At 47.4% G+C, this 6,846-nt stretch carries 6 protein-coding genes; 5 read left to right on the top strand and 1 reads right to left on the bottom strand.

Translation table 11 applies throughout. The features are described 5' to 3' along the window. Positions 1-880: F0F1 ATP synthase subunit beta (locus PLH26_RS18705; RefSeq protein ID WP_502876415.1), on the bottom strand; the 880-nt coding region annotated here is incomplete at its 3' end. Positions 881-1,451: 571 nt separating this feature from the next. Between PLH26_RS18705 and PLH26_RS18710 the strand changes: the two genes are divergently transcribed. The 5 genes from PLH26_RS18710 (at position 1,452) to PLH26_RS18725 (ending at position 6,084) form a co-directional block, all read left to right on the top strand. Next, complete coding sequence (locus PLH26_RS18710) at positions 1,452-1,703, top strand: hypothetical protein (RefSeq protein WP_324587551.1); 252 nt, start codon at positions 1,452-1,454, stop codon at positions 1,701-1,703. Then, the gene (locus PLH26_RS21845) at positions 1,696-1,923 is read left to right on the top strand and encodes a PIN domain-containing protein (protein WP_502876416.1); all 228 of its coding nucleotides are present in this window, start codon (positions 1,696-1,698) and stop codon (positions 1,921-1,923) included. The genes PLH26_RS18710 and PLH26_RS21845 overlap by 8 nt, the downstream gene beginning before the upstream one ends. A 393-nt stretch (positions 1,924-2,316) precedes the next feature. Further along, positions 2,317-3,636: an asparagine synthase-related protein gene (locus PLH26_RS18715; RefSeq protein ID WP_324587552.1), complete on the top strand. Its 1,320-nt coding sequence runs from the start codon at positions 2,317-2,319 to the stop codon at positions 3,634-3,636. Beyond that, positions 3,629-4,570, top strand: a complete 942-nt coding sequence (locus tag PLH26_RS18720; RefSeq protein ID WP_324587553.1) for an archaeosine biosynthesis radical SAM protein RaSEA — start codon at positions 3,629-3,631, stop codon at positions 4,568-4,570. Before PLH26_RS18715 ends, PLH26_RS18720 begins: the two co-directional genes overlap by 8 nt. Then, positions 4,570-6,084: an NAD(P)/FAD-dependent oxidoreductase gene (locus PLH26_RS18725; protein WP_324587554.1), complete on the top strand. Its 1,515-nt coding sequence runs from the start codon at positions 4,570-4,572 to the stop codon at positions 6,082-6,084. The genes PLH26_RS18720 and PLH26_RS18725 overlap by 1 nt, the downstream gene beginning before the upstream one ends. Positions 6,085-6,846 lie beyond the last annotated feature (762 nt).

Genomic DNA, 6,846 nt, shown 5'->3' on the forward strand with positions numbered 1-6,846 from the left:
GCCCCAACAGCGCAGATACTTCGGAACCCGCCTGTGTAAAGCGGAAGATATTATCCACGAAGAACAAAATATCCCTTCCCTGACCCTTGCCGTCACCATCGCGGTAGTATTCGGCAACGGTGAGCCCGCTCAGGGCCACACGCGCACGTGCGCCGGGAGGCTCGTTCATTTGTCCGAACACGAAAGTGGCTTTCGAGTCTTTTAAGGCTTCCATATCCACTTTCCCAAGGTCCCATCCGCCTTTTTCCATGCTGTGCCTGAACTCGTCGCCATAGTTCATGATGCCGGCTTCGATCATTTCGCGCAACAGGTCATTCCCTTCACGGGTGCGTTCACCCACACCTGCGAATACCGAAATACCGCCATATCCTTTGGCAATATTATTGATCAGTTCCTGGATCAGTACGGTTTTACCCACACCGGCGCCACCAAACAATCCAATTTTACCACCCTTGGCATAAGGCTCAATAAGGTCAATTACCTTGATACCGGTAAACAATACCTCGGTAGCCACGCTCAGGTTTTCAAATGCCGGCGGCCTGGCATGGATCGGGCGGCCGTTGGTCTTGTCTATTTGAGGAAGCCCGTCAATAGCATCGCCAGTTACGTTGAACAAACGGCCTTTGATATCTTCTCCAACCGGCATTGCTATGGCTTTCCCGGTATCCGCTACTTCCATTCCGCGAACAAGTCCGTCTGTGCCGTCCATGGCAATGGTGCGCACACTGTCTTCACCGAGATGCTGCTGTACTTCCAGCACCAGCGTTTCCCCGTTTTCGCGCTTCAGTTCCAGGGCATGGTAGATCTCGGGCAGTTGACCATCAAACTGCACGTCTATTACGGCGCCAATGATCTGTTTGATTTTACCTTTGGTAGGCATATATTAAATTATTTTAAGGTATGTTAGGTCAAATGTGCCGCAAAGGTAAGGTGCCGGCTACTATTGTCCAATTAGAAAAGGGAGTATTTTAAAAAATGGGGGAAAGAGCGCCGGGGAAAAGAAGTTAGGTGCCAGGTATGGCACTCAAATTGAAGACTGGACGTCATTGTAAAAAACACAGCAATGGAATAAGTTTACCCCTCACTTAATGCCAACAGGCATATCACATTGGTAACTCACCAATCCCATACCCGCACGAATGCCGTAGGCATGATACCTGTTCCTGTTCCACAATTTTCGTTTAAATTTATTTATTGTCAATGCTTTATTTTGCCTGCTTCGCCCCGCCGGGTATGTCACCAGCGGGGTAACCAATTCTGCTCTAAGGCAAATCCCCGCTTCTTTCTTTTCATATCATTGCCGACGGCGGTGCACCACCGCTACGGACCTGCGTCAGAGTGAAGCGTGCCTTGACCGAAACGACTCCGCCGGATACCTGCTCCCCTGTTGATTTAGTGTAATTGTCAAACAACCGGCTTTTATTATCTTTGTAATGATATAAATAAAGCTGATGCCCGCAGACACAAATATTAAGCTGATTGAGACCTATTTCGGAATGCTTAAGAATTGGAGTCCCGACAGTAAGTTGGAACTCATATCGAGGCTTTCCAGGTCTATGAAAAGTGAGAAAGTGATAAAGAGAAACACTCTTAATTCACTTTACGGCGCATTCATTTCAGATCAGACAGCCGATGAACTTATAGCCGATATTAAAAAAGCAAGAACATTCAATAGAAAAAGAGCAGAACAGGGCAATTCTTGACAAGTTCCATGAAAAATTCACGATACTTCCAATTTTTACAGCGCTTGACATTTACGCAAAAGAGAAAGCACGGTTAAAAGCCAAAGGTAAAATATTGGACGACTTTGATTTACTCATCGGTTCAACAGCAATAGCAAACAACCTGATCTTAGCTACAAAAAATGTTACTGATTTTGACAGATTGAATGGCATTCAAATTGAAGATTGGACGTCATTGTAAAAATACAGCAATGGGTAAGCAGGCTCACCAATATTGGATTTCACCACGCCTGATATTGCCGCCGGCGGGATAAACCAATGCTGCTTTAAGGCTATCCCCGGATCTTACTTCTTTTCATATCATTATTGGTGAAGCGGCATATATAAGGCCTCACGAACACCCAACAACGGCGGAGAATTTTTTGCCACAAATCACGAAGGCACGAAGAAAACAAACCTGGAGACCCCTGGCTTCGTGTCTTTGTGCCTGCCCCCGTCCGTACCGGCACGCCAGCCCGACGAAGCCATTCTGGCGGGGGCGGGCGTCCGGTTCAGGCGGGTCTTGGTGGCACCCCATCACCGGAATATTGCAATTGATATGACTATATTTGTTCCGTAAGAAAACAACAACATCATGAACCAGTATGTAACCGACTTTGTAAGCCTTCTCGACCATAACAACAATATCATTCTTAATATGACGCCGGAGGAAGCTTCTGCCGCAATTGTTTCGGGCGATCCGGCAGCCGTACGTAAAATTGACGGGCAGTTTGCCATTGTTGAAAAAGTAGGGCAGCAGGTATTTATGGCCCGCTCCATAGGCCGCCCCATGCGCTATTTCCTTGCCAAGCAAACCTCAGGCCCGCTGCTTATTGTGGCCGAGCGCATGGATGAGATTTACGAATACCTAAAGCAAAAAGGACTGCACAAACAATTTCATCCTTCCTATACGAGGATGGTACCCGCACATTATGTAGTGCGGCTTGAAGTGATCGGCTGTCCCGATCCCAACCCGGTTTACACCCGGTTTTTTGAGCCCCAAAGAAATACGCTTCCCACGGATATTGATGCTATCGGCAAAAAATACATTGAAACATTATCCGGTGAATGCCGGAAATGGCTCCTGTCTCTTCCGGAAGAAGCGCCTGTAGGCGTTTTGTTCTCCGGCGGTATTGACAGCGGTTCGGTTTTTTTAGTGCTGTATCATGTAATGCTGAAGCTGGGGATGTCGCCACAGCGGTTAAAAGCCTTTACGCTTTCCGTGAACGGCGGAGCCGATGCGCACCAGGCACATGCATTTCTGGACCGGCTGGGACTGTCGCTTTTCCTGGAGCTCATTGATGTGCCTTTATCGGCTGTTAATTACAAAGATGCCATTGAGGTCATTGAAGATTATAAATCGCTTGATCTTGAATCTGCAACCATGTCGCTGGCACTTTGCAAACATATACGGGAGCGTTATCCCGATTGGGCATATCTGGCAGACGGGGAAGGTGGTGATGAGAACCTGAAGGACTACCCCATAGCGGCAAACCCCGAGCTTACCATACGCAGCGTACTGAACAATATGATGCTTTACCAGGAAGGATGGGGCGTAGACAAAATAAAACATTCCCTTACCTATTCCGGCGGGCAGAGCCGCGGGCATGTACGCACCTACGCGCCCGCCAAAAAATATGGATTCAAAGGATTCAGCCCTTACGCTTTGCCCAATGTGATCGAGGTAGCTGAAGGCATTCCTTTTATAGCGCTCACCAACTGGAACGAAGAAGCGCTGTATGCATTAAAGGGCGAGGTGGTAAGCCGCGGTATAAAAGCGGTAACCGGTTTTGATATGCCCGTTTTTGAAAAGCGCAGGTTCCAGGCCGGAGCGGTGGCACCTGACGCTTTTTCAGAGATCTTTGCCGCCAGTGAAAAAGAATACAGAACCTATTTCCATTCGCTGTATGCATGATGCTTACGACAGCCGGGCGATAGCTGCGCTCCGTCCTCCCAAAAACAGGTTAAACCCGTTCGTTCCCTATCATTTTTTACATGAGCGGGAACCCGGCTTACAGGGCGGCATGGAAACCGTGAATACCATCTTTCTTACCAGCAAAGAATGTGCTTTTAAATGCCTGATGTGTGATCTGTGGAAAAACACCCTGGATGAGCCTGTACCGGCGGGCGCTATTGTGCGGCAGATTGATCATGCTCTGGAAAGATTGCCGGACGCTGATGTGATCAAATTGTACAACAACGGGAATTTTTTTGATGCCAAAGCCATTTCCCCCCGCGATTACCCGGCAATAGGCAAACGACTCAGCGCATATAAACGGGTGATCGTAGAAAACCATCCTAAACTTTGTACTCAGCTCTGCGCAGCATTCAGCGACATGGTAGATGGAAAGCTCGAAATAGCCATGGGACTGGAAACGATCCATCCGGAAGCACTGTCCAAACTGAACAAACAAATTACACCGGAAGATTTTAAAAAGGCAACGGCGTTTTTGAAACAGCACGGCATTGATGTAAGAGCTTTTGTGCTTTTAAGTCCCCCTTATATTAGGGGTGATGATGAAAATATAGCATGGGCGCTTAAAACCATACAGTTTGCTTTTGACAGCGGCGCGGTACGCTGTGCCGTTATTCCCGTACGGCCGGGAAACGGGGTAATGGAATTGCTGCGCGAAAACAATGATTATACACCGCCTTCTCTTGCCATGCTGGAAACGGTTTTTGAAAAAGCGTTATTGATGCAACGGGGCCAGGTACTCGCAGATACCTGGGACATCGGCTTTTTGTCGCAATGCCCCCATTGCTTTGATGAGAGAAAAAAACGCCTGGAAACCATGAACCTCAGTCAGCGCATGGAAGACAGCATATCCTGCACCTGTAAGATCAAATAATGAATAAGCATTCCCACCATTACGATATTGTAATTGCCGGCGCCGGCTTTACAGGCAGCATCACCGCCCTTGCCTTACACAACTGCGGCTTTACCGTTTGTTTGATTGAAAAGGGAAAGCACCCGCGCTTTGCCATCGGCGAATCTTCCACCCCTATCGCGGATATGATCTTACGCTCTCTTTCCGTGCAATACGATCTGCCCTGGCTGTATGATTTTTCAAGGTATGGCAGTTGGCAGCAATCCCATCCCGGAATTGTTTGCGGCATTAAAAGAGGCTTCAGTTATTTCAAGCATTACCGGGGGAAGCCATTTTTAGCCGATGCCGCCCATTCCAATGAGCTGCTTGTTGCGGCAAGCGCAAGTGATGACCTGTCGGACACCAACTGGCTGCGTGCAGATTTTGACGCTTACTTAGTGAGCAGGGTGCAGGACTATAACATTGCTTATTTCGATTGTACGGAGATCATATCGGCAACAAGAAGCAACAGGCAATGGCTGTTCGATGTGAACGGACCAGAAAACATATCATCCATTCATGCTGCTTTTTTTATAGATGCTACAGGCAGCGGCATGCTGGCAGACAAGCTGTTTGCCGTACCATCATCTGCTGCGGGCTTTCTCACCAATTCGTTTGCCCTGTTCTCTCATTTTGATCATCTCCCTCGATGGACAACGCTGCTCCAACAAAAGAATATTCCAATGCAGGACTACCCTTACGATCCCGATGATTCCGCATTGCACCATGTGCTGGATGAAGGATGGGTGTGGGCGCTCCGTTTCAACAACAACCGCACGAGCTGGGGATTTGCGCTGAATGGCAATGATCCTTCATTTCAAAAAATGAACACAACGGAAATATGGAACAGGATGAGAAATGCGTATCCCGGTATAGATCAGATACTCAAAACAGGTGCTTTATCGCCACAACCCGGCCGCATTATACAATCGGGGAGGCTCCAGCGCAGGCTGGAAAAATGTTTTGGCAACGGCTGGCTGGCGATGCCGCATACCATTGGGTTCGTAGACCCGCTTTTTAGTACAGGCATAGCGTATTCACTGGCAGGCGTTGAACGGATCGTACGGATGCTCGGTGAAAACAGGGACTTTGGTGAGCCCTTGTATGAACAGTTGAAGGAATATGAGCATATTACTTTTGAAGAGCTTAAGCTCATTGATATGCTTGTTGCAGGCTGCTATCAAACCATGCGGCATTTCCCGCTTTTCAACGCATGGTCCATGCTGTATTTTACATTCACTATTTTGTATGAGCAGCGGCGGTTGAAGAACGAGTCCGTTACATATTTTCTTGAAGCCCACAATCCCGAAGTGCAAAAGATAGTGCAAACAACATATAATGATCTGCTGAAGGTAACCGTGCAAAAAAACATTTCATCAACAGATATGGATGCATTTACCGGCATGGTAAGAGAAAGGATAAAACCTTTTAATACAGCGGGGTTATTGGACCCAATGTCGAAAAACATGTATCACCATACCGTGGCAGCTTTGTGATAGCACTCATCATGCGCTGCTTATGAACCGGGATCACAGGTACTTATTTGCCCGGTATAACTGAAGCCGAACGGGTGTACCGGTGAAAGCTGATCCTTGCCTGTCCCATCCCTACGGGATTATCAGACGTTCTCATTTGCATTTACCGATGTTATATCCCTACGGGATTTTTGGATATACCCTGCTACCGTACTGCGTTTTTTGTATCATGTACTCTCCACCTAAATGCCGATAGGCATATAACGTCGGTAACTCACCAAACTCCCTCCCGCACGAATGCCGTAGGCATGATACCTTTTTAAGCTCTATAACACGATTTTTACATCATCAGGTCACTTCTGTACTTTGTCCAGTGGTATTTGCTATGGAAAGCAGCCACTTAACTGTTCCATCCCTACGGGATTACCGGGCTTTCTCATTTGCATTTTACCGATGTTATATCCCTACGGGATTTTGGATATACCCTACTACCGTACTGCGTTTTTTGTATCATGTACTCTTCACCTAAATGCCGATAGGCATACTATATCGGTAATTCAATAAACCCACGCCCGCATGAATGCCGTAGGCATGATACCTGTTCCGGTTCCATAACACGATTTTTGCCTCACAGATTCACCTCTATACTTTGTCCATTGGTATTTGCTATGAAAGCAGCCTCTTACCTGTTCCATCCCTACGGGATTACCGGGCTTTCTCATTTGCATTTTACCGATGTTATATCCCTACGGGATTTTGGATATACCCTACTACCGTACTGCG

The sequence above is a fragment of the Agriterribacter sp. genome (genome assembly GCF_035444585.1).
Taxonomy (GTDB): Bacteria; Bacteroidota; Bacteroidia; order Chitinophagales; family Chitinophagaceae; genus Agriterribacter.